16 protein-coding genes and 2 tRNA genes are annotated in these 17,367 nt (G+C 55.6%); 13 read left to right on the forward strand and 5 right to left on the reverse strand.

What is annotated here, in order from left to right; translation table 11 throughout:
• Positions 1-189: 189 nt before the first annotated feature.
• Positions 190-2,052 (forward strand): alkaline phosphatase D family protein, encoded by a 1,863-nt coding sequence (locus G516_RS0107035; RefSeq protein WP_028293049.1) that lies wholly within the window; start codon positions 190-192, stop codon positions 2,050-2,052.
• A 40-nt stretch (positions 2,053-2,092) separates the two neighbouring features.
• Here G516_RS0107035 and G516_RS21460 read toward each other — a convergent pair whose 3' ends face one another.
• Positions 2,093-2,800, reverse strand: a complete 708-nt coding sequence (locus G516_RS21460) for a 50S ribosomal protein L11 methyltransferase (RefSeq protein WP_051219032.1) — start codon at positions 2,798-2,800, stop codon at positions 2,093-2,095.
• 5 nt (positions 2,801-2,805) lie between these two features.
• Positions 2,806-3,546, reverse strand: coding sequence for an MBL fold metallo-hydrolase (locus G516_RS0107045; protein WP_028293050.1), 741 nt, complete (start codon positions 3,544-3,546; stop codon positions 2,806-2,808).
• Between the two features lie 61 nt (positions 3,547-3,607).
• On the opposite strand from G516_RS0107045, the gene msrA reads away from it, so the two are divergent.
• Both msrA and G516_RS0107055 read left to right on the forward strand, forming a co-directional pair.
• Entirely contained in the window at positions 3,608-4,246 is a 639-nt protein-coding gene (msrA, locus tag G516_RS0107050; protein WP_028293051.1) for a peptide-methionine (S)-S-oxide reductase MsrA, read from the forward strand.
• 106 nt (positions 4,247-4,352) lie between these two features.
• Positions 4,353-5,096 carry a ParA family protein gene (locus tag G516_RS0107055; RefSeq protein WP_028293052.1) on the forward strand — a complete coding sequence of 248 codons (744 nt, stop codon included), beginning with the start codon at positions 4,353-4,355 and terminating at the stop codon, positions 5,094-5,096.
• Between the two features lie 33 nt (positions 5,097-5,129).
• On the opposite strand, the gene G516_RS21465 is transcribed toward G516_RS0107055, so the two are convergent.
• Positions 5,130-5,495: a hypothetical protein gene (locus G516_RS21465; RefSeq protein WP_051219034.1), complete on the reverse strand. Its 366-nt coding sequence runs from the start codon at positions 5,493-5,495 to the stop codon at positions 5,130-5,132.
• Between the two features lie 421 nt (positions 5,496-5,916).
• On the opposite strand from G516_RS21465, the gene G516_RS21470 reads away from it, so the two are divergent.
• The 5 genes from G516_RS21470 to G516_RS0107085 all read left to right on the forward strand — a co-directional run bounded on the left by G516_RS21470 (position 5,917) and on the right by G516_RS0107085 (position 11,032).
• A complete protein-coding gene (locus tag G516_RS21470; protein ID WP_051219035.1) occupies positions 5,917-6,732 on the forward strand; it encodes a TatD family hydrolase in 816 nt (271 codons plus the stop codon).
• 249 nt (positions 6,733-6,981) lie between these two features.
• Positions 6,982-8,400, forward strand: a complete 1,419-nt coding sequence (locus tag G516_RS0107070; protein ID WP_084644925.1) for a DUF1329 domain-containing protein — start codon at positions 6,982-6,984, stop codon at positions 8,398-8,400.
• A gap of 208 nt (positions 8,401-8,608) precedes the next feature.
• Positions 8,609-9,694, forward strand: a complete 1,086-nt coding sequence (locus G516_RS21475; RefSeq protein ID WP_051219036.1) for a murein transglycosylase domain-containing protein — start codon at positions 8,609-8,611, stop codon at positions 9,692-9,694.
• Positions 9,691-10,422 (forward strand): class I SAM-dependent methyltransferase, encoded by a 732-nt coding sequence (locus G516_RS21480; RefSeq protein WP_051219037.1) that lies wholly within the window; start codon positions 9,691-9,693, stop codon positions 10,420-10,422. The genes G516_RS21475 and G516_RS21480 overlap by 4 nt, the downstream gene beginning before the upstream one ends.
• 73 nt (positions 10,423-10,495) lie before the next feature.
• Positions 10,496-11,032 carry a hypothetical protein gene (locus G516_RS0107085; protein WP_028293054.1) on the forward strand — a complete coding sequence of 179 codons (537 nt, stop codon included), beginning with the start codon at positions 10,496-10,498 and terminating at the stop codon, positions 11,030-11,032.
• A gap of 100 nt (positions 11,033-11,132) precedes the next feature.
• On the opposite strand, the gene G516_RS0107090 is transcribed toward G516_RS0107085, so the two are convergent.
• Positions 11,133-12,188, reverse strand: a complete 1,056-nt coding sequence (locus G516_RS0107090) for an AraC family transcriptional regulator (RefSeq protein ID WP_028293055.1) — start codon at positions 12,186-12,188, stop codon at positions 11,133-11,135.
• Between the two features lie 174 nt (positions 12,189-12,362).
• On the opposite strand from G516_RS0107090, the gene G516_RS0107095 reads away from it, so the two are divergent.
• The 3 genes from G516_RS0107095 to G516_RS0107105 all read left to right on the forward strand — a co-directional run bounded on the left by G516_RS0107095 (position 12,363) and on the right by G516_RS0107105 (position 13,905).
• Positions 12,363-12,439: transfer RNA gene (locus tag G516_RS0107095), tRNA-Met, on the forward strand.
• Positions 12,440-12,502: 63 nt separating this feature from the next.
• A tRNA-Met gene (locus G516_RS0107100) sits at positions 12,503-12,579 on the forward strand.
• 600 nt (positions 12,580-13,179) lie between these two features.
• A complete protein-coding gene (locus tag G516_RS0107105; protein ID WP_028293056.1) occupies positions 13,180-13,905 on the forward strand; it encodes an SDR family oxidoreductase in 726 nt (241 codons plus the stop codon).
• 106 nt (positions 13,906-14,011) lie between these two features.
• On the opposite strand, the gene folK is transcribed toward G516_RS0107105, so the two are convergent.
• Positions 14,012-14,407, reverse strand: a complete 396-nt coding sequence (gene folK, locus G516_RS21485) for a 2-amino-4-hydroxy-6-hydroxymethyldihydropteridine diphosphokinase (RefSeq protein WP_051219038.1) — start codon at positions 14,405-14,407, stop codon at positions 14,012-14,014.
• A 246-nt stretch (positions 14,408-14,653) separates the two neighbouring features.
• On the opposite strand from folK, the gene G516_RS0107115 reads away from it, so the two are divergent.
• Both G516_RS0107115 and recJ read left to right on the forward strand, forming a co-directional pair.
• Positions 14,654-15,505 (forward strand): DNA ligase, encoded by an 852-nt coding sequence (locus G516_RS0107115; RefSeq protein WP_028293057.1) that lies wholly within the window; start codon positions 14,654-14,656, stop codon positions 15,503-15,505.
• Positions 15,506-15,589: 84 nt separating this feature from the next.
• Positions 15,590-17,344 (forward strand): single-stranded-DNA-specific exonuclease RecJ, encoded by a 1,755-nt coding sequence (gene recJ / locus G516_RS0107120; RefSeq protein ID WP_322785985.1) that lies wholly within the window; start codon positions 15,590-15,592, stop codon positions 17,342-17,344.
• The last annotated feature ends 23 nt before the right edge of the window (positions 17,345-17,367 follow it).

A 17,367-nucleotide genomic window follows, 5' to 3' on the forward strand; every position in this document is an offset into this window, starting at 1 on the left:
GTTCTGGCGGCATGCAGGCCGCGCCCTACGGGGATGGCAGGGCATTGCTGACTCTATGTCGCTGATTTTTGACTTGATCCGTCAGGCCTGCAAATCAGCTTCGTGATTCAGCTTCGCCCTGTCATCCAGAGCGGGCACCGAGTTATTCAGAGGGTCCCTTGTCTGTAATAAGATGAGAGAGACATCACTATGTCAGGTAAACCTGAATTCAGCCGTCGTCGTTTTCTGAAAGCCTCTGCCGGAACCGCCGGTGCCATTACCGTTCCTGCGGTGCTCAGTGGTTGTTTTGGTGACGATGACAACGACGACCGCAGTACCGACACCCTGGAGCCGATTACCCGTTACGCCTCGTTTGTATTTGGTCACGGTGTTGCCTCTGGTGACCCGTTGGCCGATGCGGTGATTCTCTGGACCCGGGTAACCCCTTATGACGACGGCAGTGGCACAAGCCTTGATCAGGCGGAAGTGTTTTACGAAGTGGCGACCGACGCAGCCATGACCAATGTGGTGTCGGCGGGCTCTGTAGTCACTGATGCAGAACGCGACTACACGGTCAAAATCGATGTCACCGGTTTGGCCGCCAACACCACCTACTATTACCGGTTCAACGGCAGCGATGGCGAAGCCTCCGTGGTTGGCACCACTAAAACCCTGCCGGAAGGTTCGGTAGACAGCGTTGCTCTGGCGGTGTGCTCCTGCGCCAACTTTGCCGCTGGCCGGTTCAACGTGTATCAGGAAATTGCCAACAGCGCCGCCGATGCGGTGATTCATCTTGGCGATTACATTTACGAATACGGCTCCAATGAATACCCGACCGAAGACGCCGAAGGGCGTCAGCCAGAACCGACGGCGGAAATCCTGACCCTGAGCCAATACCGCCACCGTTACGCGCAATACCGCACCGATGCCCAGTTGCAGGCGGCCCATGCCGCGAAGCCATTTATTTGTGTCTGGGATGACCATGAGCTGGCCAATGACACCTGGCTGAATGGTGCCGAAAACCACGATGACACTACCGAAGGCAGTTTTTCCGAGCGTCGTGCGGCGGCTTTGCAGGCCTATCATGAATGGCTGCCGATTCGTACCGGGGCGGATAACTCGATCATTTACCGGAACTTCGACTTCGGTGAATTGGTGCGCTTGCACATGCTGGACACCCGTATCGTTGCTCGTAGCGAACAACTCAGCTACAACGATTACGTCACCGCAGAAGGCATTGATAGCGCGGCGTTTACCGCTGCCATGTCGGACACCTCCCGTACTTTGCTGGGCAGTGCCCAGTCGGCCTGGCTTAATAACAGCCTGGCATCTTCCGGTGCCCGTTGGGATGTTTTGGGGCAGCAGGTTTTGATGGGCCGCATGTACATTCCACAGGAATTACTGCTGTTGTTGGGGCAGCTGCAAGCCACCAGCGACAGCGCCACCGCAGCGGCATTGCAGCAACAGCTGCTGACTTCCCTGAGTGAGCTGGCAACCATCAAGGGCACTATTGCTGCGGGTTACGAAGCGACGTTAACGGCCGAACAGATTGCTCGGGTAACCACGGTTGCACCATATAACCTGGACGCCTGGGATGGCTACGAAGTGGCCCGGACCGCGATGTTCAGTCTGATCAAGGCCGCTGCTGCCAGCCGGGGTGATGTCAATCTGGTATCGCTGGCGGGAGATACCCACAACGCCTGGTCGAGCTACTTGTACCCGGTGAATTTGCTTATAGGGGAAACCGATGCCAGCCCATTGGGGGTTGAGTTTGCGACGCCTTCGGTGACGTCGCCGGGGCTGGAGGTGTACGCCGGTTTTGGCGCTGATACCACCGGTACGCTGCAAGCCAGCTTTGAGCAAGTGATTTCACTGCTGGTGGATCACCTTGAATACCTCAATGCCGGTAATCGCGGTTATATGCTGGTGACCTTCACTCAGGAAAGCGCCACCTGTGAATGGAACTTCGTCGACACCATTTCCAGCACCGACTACGGAGTCTTGTCGGCGCAAGCCAAAACCTTGCAGGTGATGGCCGGTAGCGTGACCTTGAGCGAGCCCAACCTTCGATAACGCATCTTATAAGGTGCTCTAAAAAGTATCTTAAAAGATGCTAACCGACCCGGCGGTGATAAAGCTGTACCCGCTGATAAAAGTCGGTTTGTTGAATGTCTGGTTCGGTGGGGAAGTCGGCGCTGGCTAACAGCGAATAGTCGGCATGCTGAATGTCCCCGGCGCGGGACTCGGCCAGCCAAATGTCCTTGGCCTGACGTTGAAAGGCGTCCAGCAAGGCTTGATTACTGTCGTCGTACAGCAGGTCGGCGGCGGTGATCAAATCCACCTCGCCCGCTTGTTGAAAGTCTTGCAGTAACTCCAGCTCGATACCGTTCAAGGCCGCATTGGCAGCACAAGCATGCAGAGCGATGGGGTCGAGATCGCAGGCAATCACTCGTCGGGCGCCCGCCAGTGCGGCGGCGATGGCGACAATGCCGGAGCCCGCGCCAATATCCATCACCGACTTGCCAGCGACACGAGTCGGGTTATCCAGCAGATAGCGCGCCAGCGCCAGACCGCCGGGCCAACACACGCTCCAATAGGCCGGATCGTTGGCAATCGCCAGTTGTTCGGCCTCGCTGAAACGGCGGCTCAGGCAGTCGGGGGCCGCCAGCCACAGACGGATTTCCGGGCAGGCGCGGGAGTGTGTGACGGTCACATTGGCACCGGCAAACAGCTGAGCAAAGTGGTGTTGCAAGGTAGCCAAATGCTCGCCGGGGTTGCTGTCCTGCTGTGTGTCTGATGTGTGCTCAGCCTGATTGGTCATTGCCTTCAGCCTGGAATATCGAAACGCTGTTGTGGCGAGGCTACCTGATAGCCGGCGTCACGCAGGGCGTCGCCAGCTTGCTGGTTGGCGTAGTGGTACAGCACCAGTCGCTGACGCAAGGCGGGTGGGTATTCCCGTTGCAGGTCGTCGAGGCCGGTATGGGACGGGTTGGCCATCAGGCCGCAGTCATGAAACACCACCTCGTTGCCAGTCAGGCAATGATTCAACACCTCCGGGATGGGTCGAGTGTCGCCACTATAAAAGAAGCGGCCGGGCAAATGCAGGCTCCAGGCCGAGCCGGGCGCATGATGGCGGGCAGCATAGAGCGAGAAATTCAAACCTGCCCAATGAAAGCTGTCGGTCACCGGAATCAACTGGAAGGACTGCCAGAAGTTGTGGTCACCCTCCGCCATGCTGCCGGGGTAGGTCGCCAGTCGCTGGTGCAGGGTCGCAATGATTTCCAGCGGCACAAAGATCGGAATGGGAACCTGATTTTGCAGTCTGGCGCGCACCGTCAGAATTTCCAGATCGGCAATGTGATCCATGTGAGCGTGGGTCATGAAGATGGCGTGGGGCAGTTTGCCATGGGCCTGTTGATAACTGGCCAGCGTTCCCGGGCCACAGTCGATCAGCAGCGCCGCGTCGCCATCGATTTCCAGCGTCGCCGCCGCACTGCCAAGAGCCAGATGGCCACCGCTGCCAGTGCCATGAAAGTACAGGGATAGTCGGGAGGCGTTTAATGTCATAACCTGCTCATAATGAATCCGTGATCCCTCACTATACCCGACCCGGCAGGAGAACCCGACCATGTGGCGTCCCAAGTTAATGGCCATCCCATCCGCTGACGAAGCCTTGCCTGGCCGCAGCGAACCGCTGCAAACGTCGACGCACCACTTTGTATCGGGACATCGTATTGCCGGAGCTTGCCCCAGTGGCATGCGCGAACTGACGGTGGGGATGGGCTGTTTCTGGGGTGCCGAACGGGCCTTCTGGAATCTGGATGGCGTGTATTCCACCTCGGTTGGCTATGGCGCTGGCCATACCCCCAACCCGACATACGATGAAGTGTGCACCGGCATGACCGGCCACAATGAGCTGGTTCGGATCTGGTATGACCCGCGTCAGGTATCGCTGGAAGCTTTGTTGGGCGTTTTCTGGGAGCGTCATGATCCGACTCAGGGCATGCGTCAGGGCAATGATATTGGTACCCAGTATCGCAGTGGTATCTACCTGTCGGACGAGCAGGAACTGGACGCGGTGATGGCCAGCAAAGCGGCCTACCAGCGGGCACTGACCGCGGCCGGACAGCCCGACATTACCACCGAAATTCTCACCGGCATCACCTACTACATGGCCGAGTCTTATCATCAGCAATATTTGGCCAAGAACCCCAACGGTTATTGCGGCCTGGGTGGTTGTGGCATCCGTTTTCCGGCTCAGGATTAACAGGCGGGGCTGGGATTGCTCTATAAAACAGGTGATTTATTGACCGGATTGACAGTAAGACGCTTGTAAAATTTCGATGATAGACTGATCGATTAAACAGAAAAGGATGACCAGATTGAGAGCGTTAGCGGTATTCCAGTTGAAGGGTGGGGTTGGTAAAACCACCACTGCCGTCAACCTTGCAGCCATGGCCGCCAGAAGCTCTGTTCGTACCCTGGTTTGGGATCTTGACCCTCAAGGCGCAGCCACCTGGTTGCTGGGTGTGGAGTCGGATCGTAAACAGGACAAGGTCTGGAGCGAAGGAAAGCCAATAGGACGATTTATTCATAAAACGCCCTACGACAAACTCGACGTTTTGGCAGCGGATATCTCGCTGCGCAAGTTTCATCAAAGCGTCGCCGACAAGAAAACCGCGCGGGATTCTGCCGCCAGTGCCATTGATCGGCTGGGCGAGGATTACGAGCTGGTGATCTTTGATTGCCCGCCCATTCTCAGCCCCCAGATAGAAGGCATTTTGCAGGCTTGCGATCGCATACTGGTGCCCATTGAGCCGTCGGTGTTGTCGATTCGTGCCTACGAGCAAAGCAAGGAGCATCTGGACTGGGTGAAGAAAAAGCAGTGGTTGCCATTTGTTACCCAGATCGATCGCCGTAAAGCGGCCCATGTGCAATGGGCCAAAGAACAAGCGCCAAAACTGGACGAGCTGCTGCCGATTTATATTGGCCACTCAGCCAGTGCCGAGCGCATGCTGGAGATGCAGGCTCCGATTGTGGAATGTTTGCCGCACGTACCGTTTGCGAAAAACTACAGCGCGCTTTGGGAGGCGGTAAAAGACCACTTGAAGCTATGACCTGAAACACGTGCCGGGTTATTCACAGGATCATTAAGTGCCCGGCACGGTTTGGCGGGAATTCGGATAGGCAACGTAGGAAGCCCAGGCGATGGCGGTTGCATAAGCCAGGTTGGTGGTCAGCTCGGTGTCCGGGTCGACCAGAAACTGGCGCTGCGATGCCAGTCCACGAATCAGGCTGGCACGGTCCGGGTCGTAGGCCAGATGCTGATCCCACACCACCCGGTGCATGGCACTGTCGATGGGGTACAACGGGCACACGTTGTCGTCGGTGTGCTGCTGTTGTCGCATTTGTGCGAGGGCCATCAGAAAGTTTTCGACGCCAACGGATTCTGAATCCAGATACTTCAAGGTTGGGCGAATGATGGTGTCTCTCAGCTCTTGAGGTGTGAGTTTCATCACATACCTCCTGTAATCATCGTGTTGATAGGAATAGCACACTGGCAGCAAATGACTAGTTTTTTCTGTTAATACCCAGAGGCTCCCTGAGCCATTCCTAATCCTGATACTAGTCGATTCTTACCTTGCCATGGATGTTCCCTGCGTGCTCCTGCTCCCTTGGTCTTAGCTAGCAATGGCTTTGCCAAATCCGCATTTTGTCGGTTTTGGCAAACTGCAGTGGCCAATCTCAGACAATTAAAGCTCTTTTCTGAGCTTTTATTGATTGATGACAGTATTCGGTTCGAATATGACCAAATAAGCCACCAATAAATTGACGCCTGAAATCCGTTATCGGCGACAAGCCTTGCCGCTGGCGGTCAGAATAGAGCACGTTGATGGCCATTTTTTATAACCCAATGCACTGTAAGCGAGTTGCGAAATGAAGAAAAAATCCAAGGCAGTGCTGGAATCCGCTGGCTGGATCGATTCGCACTGCCATTTTGACTTCCCGGACTTTGACCTAGACCGCGATCAGGAGTGGCAACTGGCTCAGCAACAGGGCATTTGCGGCTTAATCATTCCCGGAATTAGCCGCCAGCAAGGGCAGGGTTTGGCCGCTCTGTGTCAGCCGCGGCCCTGGCTATATGCCTTGGGATTACACCCGTATTTTCTGTCGCAGCACCAGCAAACCGATCTCGACTGGTTGGATGCGGCGCTCCATCAAGCTCGCGGCAGCGATGACGGGCTGGTGGCGGTGGGGGAGTTTGGGCTGGATTTTCGCAAGCACACCAGCGATGCCGAACGGCGTGCGCAGTTAGAGCTGTTCGATGCACAACTGCAGCTGGCCAAACAGCACCGCTTGCCGGTGATTCTGCACGGCGTGGGAGCCCATGATCAGATTGCCGCGGCGATTCGACGTACAGGCTTTGCCCATGGTGGGGTGGTGCATGCGTTCAATGGCAGTGAACAGCAAGCCCGGCGCTATCTGGATTTGGGGTTCAAACTGGGGCTGGGCGGTTTGTATCTGTCTGATCGAGCACTCAAGTTACAGCGTACGGTGGATGCGTTGCCTGTCGACAGTTGGCTACTGGAAACCGACGCGCCCGATATGACGCCACGGATGTGGCCGCAGCGGCGCAATTCACCCAGGCTGATTCCTCTACTGGCCGACCATCTGGCGCAGGCGAAAGGTATCTCTACCGCCGAACTGCAATCCCTACAACGGGATTCGCTGACTTCGCTATTGATACTTTGATGCAAAAAGATTGTTTTTTCTGGCAGTTTTTCGGTAGTTTCGGCCTCTTTTATGTACTGATCACTCGAAAGTATGAGTTGGCTCCATCGGTTCGATCAGCCTCAGGATTGAGTTGTTATCTTTGTGTAACATCAAATTGATTGGGGTTGAGGCTCTGTTTAATCTCGTTGTTCTGATAACAACAATAACAAGCACGGCAGCCACTCTCTTGCGAGGGATGCGAGACCGGGCACCAGAGTAGGCTGAACCATGAGAACACTCCCAAACCATCGTCATGGCCGAATATCGCGGCCTGCTTCCCGCGCCACGTTGGCGTCATTCGTGACTGCGCCGATATTCGCAACGGCGGCCCTGTGGCTGTCGCTGGTGGCCCCATCGCAGGCGCAAATCGCTGACATTGACCGCTTGCAGCAAGACCTGACCCCGGTTGGCGCTGAACGAGCCGGTAACGGCAGTGATATCCCTGCCTGGAATGGCGGTCTGGCGGAAGACAGTGGCCCTTGGCCAACGCCGTATCATCCCGATCCGTTCGCCAACGAAACGCCAGTGCTGCTGATTAATTCAGGCAACATGGCTGACCACCTTGAGCGTTTGACGGCGGGGCAGCAAAAAATGCTGCAGCGATTCCCGGACTACCAGATGCAGGTGTATCCGTCGCACCGAACGGCGTCTTATCCACAATACGTTTACGACGCCATTGCCACCAATGCGCAGCGTGCCACGCTGCTGGAATATGGCTCGGGGGTATCCGGGGCGACCATGAGTTCGCCGTTTCCGATTCCGGAAAATGGCCTTGAAGTTCTGTGGAACCACACCCTGCGCTTTCGTGGCCACACCGTCTCTTACGAAGCCGCCAGCTCGCTGATTACCGAAAACGGTGGCCGCATGGATACCGTGCGGGAATACAACTACTTCTTTAAATACAGCCAGCCTGGCCTCGAGCCGCAAGACCTGGACAACAAGGTGTTCTTGCTGACGCGGGAGACCATTTCGCCGTCCCATCAGGCAGGCTCATTGACCTTGGTGCACGAAACGCTGGATCAGGTGCGTTCGCCGCGTAAGTCGTGGATTTACACCGCCGGTTCCCGCCGCTTGCGTCGAACGCCGGATTTGGCCTACGACACCCCGGACCCCAACACCCAGTCGCTGCGTACCATTGATCAGGTCGATATGTTCAACGGCGCGCCGGACTATTACGACTGGACCCTGATCGGCAAACAGGAAGTCTATATTCCTTACAACGCTTATCGGGTGCATCAGGGCGACCTGACACTGGACCAGATTCTGGGCGAGCATCACGTTAACTCGTCGTTGTTGCGCTACGAGCCGCACCGGGTGTGGGTGATCGAAGCCAACTTGCGGGTGGGCTTCAACCACAAGTACACCAAGCGCCGCTACTATCTGGATGAAGACTCCTGGTCGATTGTGTACGCCGAAGAATACGACCGCCACGGCGAGCTGGTGCAGGTAACCGAAGGCCATCTGATTAACTATTATGATCAGCAAATGGTGTTCACCACTCTTGAGGTAACCTATGACTTCCCGTCGCGCCGTTACTACGTTGAAGGCATGGATAACGAACGCGGTGAGACCTTCCGCTTCTTTGATACCGGACTGGGTGAGAAAGACTTTTCGACCAGTGCGGTACGCCGCAAAGCGCGTCGTTGATCTGTCGTTTGGTCAGAAACAGGCAACAGATCGCCAGAAAAAAGCTGAGCTTGCCTGACCACTGACAAGCCCACAACAGGCCGCTACACTGCGGCCTGTTGTGTTAATGGCGAATGATGGCTGAATGGTTGTGCGGTTACTGTCTCTACTGAAAAATCGATACCGGGCCAGCCAGTCTGTGGCGAACGTCAGTCTGTGGCGAAGTGCTATGGTTTGTGCTGCGTTTTGCTCTGCGGTTTGTATTAGCGCCCTGTGGACAAACGCGGCGGTAGCCAATAACAACGGCCCCGAGTTGCCGGAAAACTTCGCCGAACTGTCGAGCGATGTGCAGTCGGTCATTCTGGAATTCATGTTCTTCCCGGAACAAGCCAACCGCATGTGGGGCGACGACCTCGCGGTTTCCAGCGTGTACTCGCTGGTGAAATACCTCGACGATTACCACACTCAGGTACAAATCAATTTCGACCGCGGTAACATCCGGGTAGAAACCCGTGCCAGCCAAACCCCACTGCAAACCCTCAAACACGCCATCGAAGCCACCTTGCTGACCCCGGCCGATCCTAATGCGGTCGACCTGTTTACGGCAGCGGATTTTGGCCTGACGGGCAAACCTTTTCTGGCAGGCAAGGTGACCGACCACGAGGGCAAGGCGATTGAATTCCCCTGGCGAGCCAAACGCTATGCTGAGTATCTGGTGCGTCATCAACTGCATCGTTCCGGCAATCGCTACTGGGTCGACTTCAACATGGTGCAGCAATTCAAGCGCATCAGTGCGCGCCAATACAGCGACCTGATCAACCGGGCGGCCAACAAGTACCGGGTTGAACCAACCTTGATTCTGGCGGTGATTGAAACCGAAAGCAGCTTTAACCCCTTTGCGGTGTCCCCGGTGGGAGCGTTCGGCTTGATGCAGGTAATGCGTAATACGGCGGGCCGCGATGTGTATGAAAAAGTGTACCAGCGCGCCGGTAAACCGAGCCGCGATGAACTGTTCCGACCGGCCAATAACATCGACATTGGCACCGCTTACCTGTCGATTCTGCGGGATCGCTATTTGCGCGATGTTCGAGACCCGCTGACGCGACTCTACTGTGTGATTGCTTCCTACAATGGTGGTGCTGGCAACCTGTTCAAAACGTTCGACAGCAATCGTAAACGGGCCCTGCAACGCATTAATGCCTTGTCAGCCGAGCAGGTGTACCGCCGCATTGTGTCGTCGCACCCGAGTCAGGAATCCCGCAATTATCTGAAAAAGGTACACGCCGCCAAACAGCGTTACGAGGCGGGGTTATGAGTCTGCAGCGGCTGCAAGGTCATTTGAGCCACAACCCCGGCTGGCATCACGCCGAATTGGCAATCACCCTGCTGCAGCCTGAGCAGCTGCGGTTGGCACTGTTGCAAGTGGACGACCAGCAATGCTTTGCCGCTGACCAGATTGCCGATATCTGGCAACGGCTGCCGTTCTGGGCGTTTGCCTGGGCTGGTGGTCGGGCCATGAGCCAATGGCTGGCGGCCAATCCACAGCCGGTACAGGGCAAGCAGGTGCTGGACTTCGGCTGCGGCTCTGGCATGGCTGCGGTGCAGGCGTTAAAAGCAGGGGCTGAACGCGTTTGGGTGATGGATATTGATCCTCATGCGCTGGAGGCGGCGCAATACAATGCGCAATTGAACGGCGTCACGATCGATGTGTGGCAGCAGGACAGCTTTCCTCCGGCGGATGTGTTTCTGGCGGGGGATATTCTTTACGACCCCGGTTGTCGCCCGCTGCTGCGGCAGCTGTTGGACGCCATTCCCGCGGGGTATCTGGCAGAGCCCACTGAAGCCTTACGGCTTTATGCGGGAGCGTCGCCAGAGAACGGTGGTCAGAAGGCGGCTTTTAATAATGCGACGTTTAACAATGACGTTGCCGCAGTAATCCGGCATATTGCCTCTTTTGACAGTTCGACCCTACCGGTTATCGGCGATTTTGACGAGCACGTCGGGATCGACATTGTCGGCGTCGAACCGGGCGCTGCAGAGTGAATCAAAGGCGTTGATATTGAACAGACATCCTGGTCTGCCCGCTCAGGCCAGCTTAACCTCATGGAGACAGAATATGCGCGCTATCCTGGCAATGGCAGCCTTGCTGACCACTACGTCGGCCATGGCACTGACCCAGCAAGAACTGGACAACTGGATTGAGGTAATGCCTCACGTCAACCAGTGGATGGATGAGCACGATGATGCCATGCCTGAAGAGCAGCCGTCGCCGCAAGCCAGTATGGAAGAGGTGTTTGCCCAGGGCATTCAGAACCTCAAGGACGCCAACCTGTACGATGATTTTGGCGGCGTTGTAGCGCAGTCCGGTTTTTCATCCGTGGAAGCCTGGAGCGAGGCGACTGCTGATATCTCATTGGCCATGATGGCGATTCAGGTGCGCGGAGAAGGTGGCATTCGTGCCCAGCTGGAAAAGCAACTGGCGCAGCTGCAACAAATGCGTGAAACCAGCTCCATGTCGGACGAGCGTATCGATTCCATGGAATCCATGCTGCAAGCCAGCCTGAAAATGATTCAGCAAGCCGATGAGGTAGACGACGCCACCATCGAACTGGTGAAAAGCCGTCAGAACACACTGGAAAAACTGATGCAGTAATCTGATGCATCTGTGTGACAACCAAAAACGGCGCGCTGTGATATATAGCGCGCCGTTTTTATTTGAGCCTGAATAAACGCAGGCTCACATAAAGGCAGGTTCAGTAGTAACTCATATTGGCTTCCAGCGCATGGCTGGTCACCGCAGAACCCTGATTGCGCCACTGGCGACGGAAGGCGGCTGGGGTCTGGCCGGTCCACTGCTTAAAGGCACGTTCAAACCCGCGACGATCCGAAAAGCCCAGCTCATTGGCCAGCTGTTGTACGTCCTTACTGGTGCGCTTCAGCGCAGCGGCCGCACGAACCAGACGGCAATGCTTGCTCAGTTCAGAAAACTGACTGCCTTCTTCCTGCAAGCGGCGGGTCAGCGTACGGGCACTGGTGCCCAGCAAATCGGCCACTGCCTCTTTGGTCATTGGCAAACAGGTTGGCCAGTAATAAAGAATATGACGCAGCTTACGGCTGAATGGACGCTCAGTGTCTTCCGTTTTCCACGGCACTTCGGCACCTTCCAGCATGCTTTCCAGGAACGGCGCAGCCTTCTTCATCGATTTGTCGAGGTGCTCGCTGGAGAAACTGATCCAGTTACACGCTTCGCCAAACCGAACCGGCACACCAAAGTAACGATCCAGCTGATCCCGGTAGGCCGGTGCACTCTGCTGAAAACCGATACCGGTAATCTTGTAAAAACTGTCACCCAAACGGGAACCCACATCATGAATGCCGGCGGCTACTAACTCGGCACGCGTCTGACGGTTCTGCAAACTGCCATCGCTGACGTAAAACACCACCTTCACCGACTGCTGGCCGATAAACACATCCGGTGGATTACTTTCACTGATCAGCGGGTAGTAGCGGCGCAACTGCGACAAGGCATCCCGACCTGTACGGCATTCGCTGAGCAAATACGCCAGCAAACGAAAACGACGCCAGTCAAGATGGCTACCCAGTTGCACGCCAATGGCCGGCAACTTGAGTGCGCTAGCCGCTTGCTCAAGAATTCGATCAAAAACAGGAACCGGAAATTGCAGTTGGTTATTGCCCCAGTCGCTGGCCAATTCAGGCAGCTCGTCCGGGTTGAGACCGCGATCGCGCATCAGCGAAAACAAAGGATGCAAGGCGGCCGACGTCAGAGTCGGAGTAAGATAAGTGCTCATAGGCATTGTCATGTTGTTATTTTTGTTTGACTAAACCTAACATCATGGTCAAACACAGGCCACCCCCAAAGACGAGTTTTTGAGAGCTGGCACCTGTCAGACCCATTAATTTCAAAGTGATGACAAATAAAGGTTGACGCTGTCTCGGAAAGCCGTATTATACGCAGCCTCTGACGCGGGATGGAGCAGCCTGGTAGCTCGTCGGGCTCATAACCCGAAGGTCGTCGGTTCGAATCCGGCTCCCGCAACCACTTCAGTTTCCTCTTTAAAAGACGAAACTTCGAACGTAAAAATAAGGTCAGAGATTACGATGTCGCGGGATGGAGCAGCCTGGTAGCTCGTCGGGCTCATAACCCGAAGGTCGTCGGTTCGAATCCGGCTCCCGCAACCATTTATAAGAACATCGTACGTAGTGAATCAAAGAAACCAGCCATCGAGCTGGTTTTTTTGTGCCTGAAATTTGTGGGACATTAATCTTCCACCCGCCGACCTACGGCCGTCGAGCTGGACGCCCCCGTTGAATCCGGCTCCCGTAACCATTTATAAGCACATCGTACGTAGTGAATCAAAAGAACCAGCCACCGAGCTGGTTTTTTTGTGCCTGAAATTCAGGAAGCGGTCTTTATGAACAAACCGCCGACCTACGGCCGTCGAGCTGGGCGCCCCGTTGAATCCGGCTCCCGCAACCATTTATAAGAACATCATACGTAGTGAATCAAAGAAACCAGCCATCGAGCTGGTTTTTTGTGCCTGAAATTCAGGAAGCGGTCTTTATCAGATTCGTAGGATGTATTAGCCGCAGGCGTAATACATCAGATGGCACTGTGCAGTCACATAAAAGGCCAGATTACTTCCTTTGCCTCACATACCCCCATTGATTGTTTCTTAGAAATCACCAGTCACCAGCGTTATACGCACTATAAACCGCATCGGCTTTTTATTTGAAAACGCTCTGGTACCCTGTCGCGGTTCACTTTGGAGAGGTCCGTTCATGTCGCGCAGAATTCTGATTACCGGTGGTGCTCGTCGTCTTGGTAAAACCCTGACGGAACATTATCTGGAGCAAGGTTGTGAGGTGGTTGCTCACTACAACACTCGCAATGAGTTGGCGCCGCATCCGTCTTTGAAGGTAATTCAGGGCAATCTGGGCGATAACGCCGATACCTTGCGTTTGTGTCAGGAGCTGGCGAAAGAGCAGCCGTTCGATGTGGTTATCCACAATGCTTCCTGTTTTGCTCCGGACGCTTCCGCCGGTTTTACGCCAGCTGAGCAGGCGGCGCACATTAACAAGCATTTGAATGTGCATGTGACGGCACCCATGCTGATTACCCAGGCGTTGGCGAACAGCTGGAACGAAGATGCCTCGATGGTGGTTATTTCAGATATTTACGTGGATATCCCCAACCACCGCTTTGCAGCCTACTGTGCCAGTAAGGCGGCGTTGCATAACTGGGCCTTGAGCATGGCTCAGCGTTTGGCCGGTAAGGTGCGGGTGAATATCTTGCAGCCGGGTCCGATTCAGTTCTTGCCGGATCATACCGAGGAATACCGCAATCAGGTGTTGTCGCAGTCGTTGATTCGTCGTGAGCTGGGTTACGGCGCGATCGTGAAGGCGTGTGATTACCTGATTGATAACGACGCGGTGACGGGGTCTACCATGCGGGTAGACGGCGGCCGTTTTGTGGCCAACCGCTACGATCAAACCTTTGCTGATTGATCTTCAAGGCCTGAAATCAGCCCTGTGATGACTAATGCCCATTCATCCTGAGTGGGCGTTTGCTGGTTTTTGCTAGTTTAGATACGTGTTCGCTATTTGAAATTCTTCAACAGGCCGTTAGCCAGGCCCGTTGCACGCTGGCGTAGTAACTCTCTTCCAGTTCTTCTTTTAAACACTGTCGCTCATCGATGCCACTGGCCAGAATGTCGATGTCGATGTCGATGGGCCGGTCGCGGTACTGGCGCGATGGTGTTTTCGGTTCCCTTCCCATGTGTTCTTCCAACGCCAGCAGTTGCTGTTTGAGCGCCTGATCGTCCAGTTCGGTACGGATGATCACCAACTGGTTTTTAAACGGGTAATTAAAGGTGTCTCCCACCGGCGTGGTGTCGACCATCGGGGACACATCCAGCACATCGAACATATGCTGTAGCAGGCGCGCGGCCTTTGGCAGGTTGTTGTCCGGTTCCAGATTGCTCCCCAGACCCAGCAGATAAGTTGGCATACAGGCTCCGGTCAGAAAACCAAAATCTTATACAAGCATGAAAAACTTATACGCGAAGGTCAAGGATGTCCACTTTTTAAGCGCGTAGGTGAATCGCTACGCCGCCATCCATGCCAAATTGGAACGAATGTGTGATTTGTCGCAGTAAAAGTTGAATTTTGCTCTTTAAACAGCAGACATTCTGGTTACAGTAGCTGTGGTGAACCGGAGTTGTTCGCATTTCTTGTCTTGGCATGGAGAAGGCTAATGGATCTGGCGTTCGTAATTGCACTCTTTTTGTTGTTGGGCTCTCTGTCGATGCCAATTTGGGCTGTCGGCACCACAGAACCTCCCATCATGCTGGCGAAAAGCTGGCAAACTTCTCTTGATCCAACGGGCTTTCTGGTCAGTGAAAAGCTGGACGGCGTTCGCGCCTATTGGGATGGCAAACATCTGTATAGCCGTGGCGGTCTGGTCATTAATGCTCCGGCATGGTTTACCGGCCAATTGCCGGACACTCCTCTGGATGGCGAATTGTGGGCGGGCTATGGCTCGTTTGCTCGCATCAGTGGGCTGGTGCGCAAGATCGATCTTCCCAATGACGAGGACTGGCAAGGGGTGAAATTCATGGTGTTCGACCTGCCTCACAGCCCGGCCATGTTTGAAGACCGTTACTGGGTGCTGAAAACCCTGGTCGCCGAGCTGCGTTCCGATGTGGTGGATGTGGTGCGCCAGCGCAGTGTTGATGGCAATGCCGCGCTCGATGCGATGCTGGCGGATGTGGTTGGCCGCGGTGGTGAAGGGTTGATCCTGAAGCAACGTCGCTCGGTGTATCAGGCGTCGCGCAGCAACGACATGTTGAAGTACAAGATGGCGGACGATGCCGAGGCCGTGGTGATTGGCCATTTGCCAGGCAAGGGTAAATATCAGGGCATGGTCGGAGCATTGCGGGTGGCGCTGGCGGATGGCCGGGAAATCAGTCTGGGGTCTGGTCTTAGTGACGCCGAGCGCCGGAACCCGCCGGCTGAAGGTACGGTCGTGACCTACTCCTACAATGGCTATACCTCCACTGGGCTGCCGCGTTTTGCCCGGTTTTTACGCGTCCGTGATGTCGAATAATGTAGGCGTCCCTTGCCTGCAGTTAACGGGCCTGAATCTGAAGGGCGGTAACGGTACACTAACGGTTCTCACAGGAGGCCGACTTTGACTATTTCCGCCAGCCCAGCCAGTCCCAATATCGTACAACGCCCGTTACCCGCCGAATGGCAGCTCAGTGGTATTCCTGCCACCTTGCAGCGTATTTATGCAGCCCGTGGTGTGACCCGTGACGACGAATTGCAACTGACGCTGAAATCGCTGCTGCCGTATCACGCCATGAAAGGGTTGGATGCCGCGCTTACGTTGCTGGTGGATGCGATGCAGCAACAGCAGCGGGTGCTGGTGGTGGGGGATTTTGACGCCGATGGCGCAACCAGCACTGCCGTGGCCATTCGTGCCCTACGCATGATGGGGCTGCAACAGATCGATTATCTGGTGCCCAACCGCTTCGATTTTGGCTATGGCCTGACGCCGGAGCTGGTGGACGTTGCCGTGCAGCAGCGGCCCGACCTGATTCTGACGGTCGATAACGGCATTGCTGCCAACGCTGGCGTTGCCGCAGCGCAGGCTCATGGCATCAAGGTACTGGTGACGGACCATCACTTGCCGGGCGACGAGTTGCCTGACGCCGAAGCCATTGTGAACCCCAATCAGCCGGGCTGTGCGTTTGAGAGCAAGGCCGCCTGTGGCTGTGCGGTGGTGTTCTATCTGATGCTGGCATTAAAAACCCGACTGGCGAGCATTGGCTTTTTTGCCAAACAACAAATAAGCGAGCCAAACCTGCTCGACTTGCTGGATCTGGTGGCGTTGGCCACCGTTGCCGACGTGGTACCGCTGGATTACAACAACCGGATTCTGGTTGAACAGGGCTTGCGCCGCATTCGCGCTGGTCGCTGTCAGCCTGGTATTCGGGCGTTGCTGGAAGTGGCTGGCCGTGATCCACTGCGAGTCGTCTCTACCGATTTTGGTTTTGTAGTCGGTCCTCGTCTGAACGCGGCGGGACGACTCGACGATATGTCGATGGGTATTGAGTGTTTGTTAACCGACAACCCGTCCATTGCCGTACAAATTGCCACCGAACTGGATGGCATGAACCGCGACCGACGTCAGATTGAAGCCGGCATGGCCCAGGACGCTGAACGTACCCTGAAGTCGCTGACCAGTGCTCTTGATCAAACCACCGATTACCCGGCCGGGGTGTGTTTGTATCAGGCCGACTGGCATCAGGGAGTGATTGGCATTCTGGCGTCCCGGGTGAAAGAGAAAATTTATCGGCCGGTGATCGCTTTTGCACAGGCCGATAACGGTGAATTAAAAGGCTCTGCCCGTTCCATTCCCGGTTTGCACATGCGCGATGCGCTGGATCTGGTGTTCAAGCGCCAGCCGGGGCTGATCAAAAAGTTCGGTGGCCATGCGATGGCGGCGGGACTAACGCTGGTTGAAGACGGTTTTGACACCTTCCGTCAGGCCTTTGCGGAAGTGTGCGAAGAATTGCTGGAGCCGGGCAGCCTGCAAGAGCAAATCGAAGTGGACGGCGAGTTGGCGAGCGAGGATTACACCCTCGAATTGGCTGAAACGCTGCGCTGGGCCAGCCCCTGGGGGCAAGGCTTTCCGGAGCCTTGCTTCAGCGGGGAATTCGAGCTGGTGCAGCAACGCATTGTTGGCGAGAAACACCTGAAGCTGGTGGTGCAACCGAAAGGCACCGGGCTATTGCTGGATGCAATTTGCTTTAACGTCGACCCGGCGTTGTGGCCGTCGCCAAAAACCGCGGCGCAATTGGTATTCCAGTTGGATGTGAATGAGTTTCGGGGCAATCGCTCGGTGCAATTGCTGGTAAGGAAGATTTTCATCATGGGTTGATGTCGTCAGCCCACCGACTCGCT

The organism is Oceanobacter kriegii DSM 6294 (assembly GCF_000422845.1).
GTDB lineage: Bacteria > Pseudomonadota > Gammaproteobacteria > Pseudomonadales > Oceanobacteraceae > Oceanobacter > Oceanobacter kriegii.

What these genes read in the sequence shown, in the direction of transcription:
- G516_RS21480 (WP_051219037.1), top strand. Translation starts at nt 9,691, where the DNA reads ATGAGTCTGCAGCGGCTGCAAGGTCATTTGAGCCACAACCCCGGCTGG.
- folK (WP_051219038.1), bottom strand. Translation starts at nt 14,407, where the DNA reads ATGCCAACTTATCTGCTGGGTCTGGGGAGCAATCTGGAACCGGACAAC.
- G516_RS0107085 (WP_028293054.1), top strand. Translation starts at nt 10,496, where the DNA reads ATGCGCGCTATCCTGGCAATGGCAGCCTTGCTGACCACTACGTCGGCC.
- G516_RS21460 (WP_051219032.1), bottom strand. Translation starts at nt 2,800, where the DNA reads ATGACCAATCAGGCTGAGCACACATCAGACACACAGCAGGACAGCAAC.
- G516_RS21470 (WP_051219035.1), top strand. Translation starts at nt 5,917, where the DNA reads ATGAAGAAAAAATCCAAGGCAGTGCTGGAATCCGCTGGCTGGATCGAT.
- G516_RS0107035 (WP_028293049.1), top strand. Translation starts at nt 190, where the DNA reads ATGTCAGGTAAACCTGAATTCAGCCGTCGTCGTTTTCTGAAAGCCTCT.
- G516_RS21465 (WP_051219034.1), bottom strand. Translation starts at nt 5,495, where the DNA reads ATGAAACTCACACCTCAAGAGCTGAGAGACACCATCATTCGCCCAACC.
- msrA (WP_028293051.1), top strand. Translation starts at nt 3,608, where the DNA reads ATGTGGCGTCCCAAGTTAATGGCCATCCCATCCGCTGACGAAGCCTTG.
- G516_RS0107055 (WP_028293052.1), top strand. Translation starts at nt 4,353, where the DNA reads ATGACCAGATTGAGAGCGTTAGCGGTATTCCAGTTGAAGGGTGGGGTT.
- G516_RS0107115 (WP_028293057.1), top strand. Translation starts at nt 14,654, where the DNA reads ATGGATCTGGCGTTCGTAATTGCACTCTTTTTGTTGTTGGGCTCTCTG.
- G516_RS0107045 (WP_028293050.1), bottom strand. Translation starts at nt 3,546, where the DNA reads ATGACATTAAACGCCTCCCGACTATCCCTGTACTTTCATGGCACTGGC.
- G516_RS21475 (WP_051219036.1), top strand. Translation starts at nt 8,609, where the DNA reads ATGGTTTGTGCTGCGTTTTGCTCTGCGGTTTGTATTAGCGCCCTGTGG.
- G516_RS0107105 (WP_028293056.1), top strand. Translation starts at nt 13,180, where the DNA reads ATGTCGCGCAGAATTCTGATTACCGGTGGTGCTCGTCGTCTTGGTAAA.
- G516_RS0107070 (WP_084644925.1), top strand. Translation starts at nt 6,982, where the DNA reads ATGAGAACACTCCCAAACCATCGTCATGGCCGAATATCGCGGCCTGCT.
- G516_RS0107090 (WP_028293055.1), bottom strand. Translation starts at nt 12,188, where the DNA reads ATGAGCACTTATCTTACTCCGACTCTGACGTCGGCCGCCTTGCATCCT.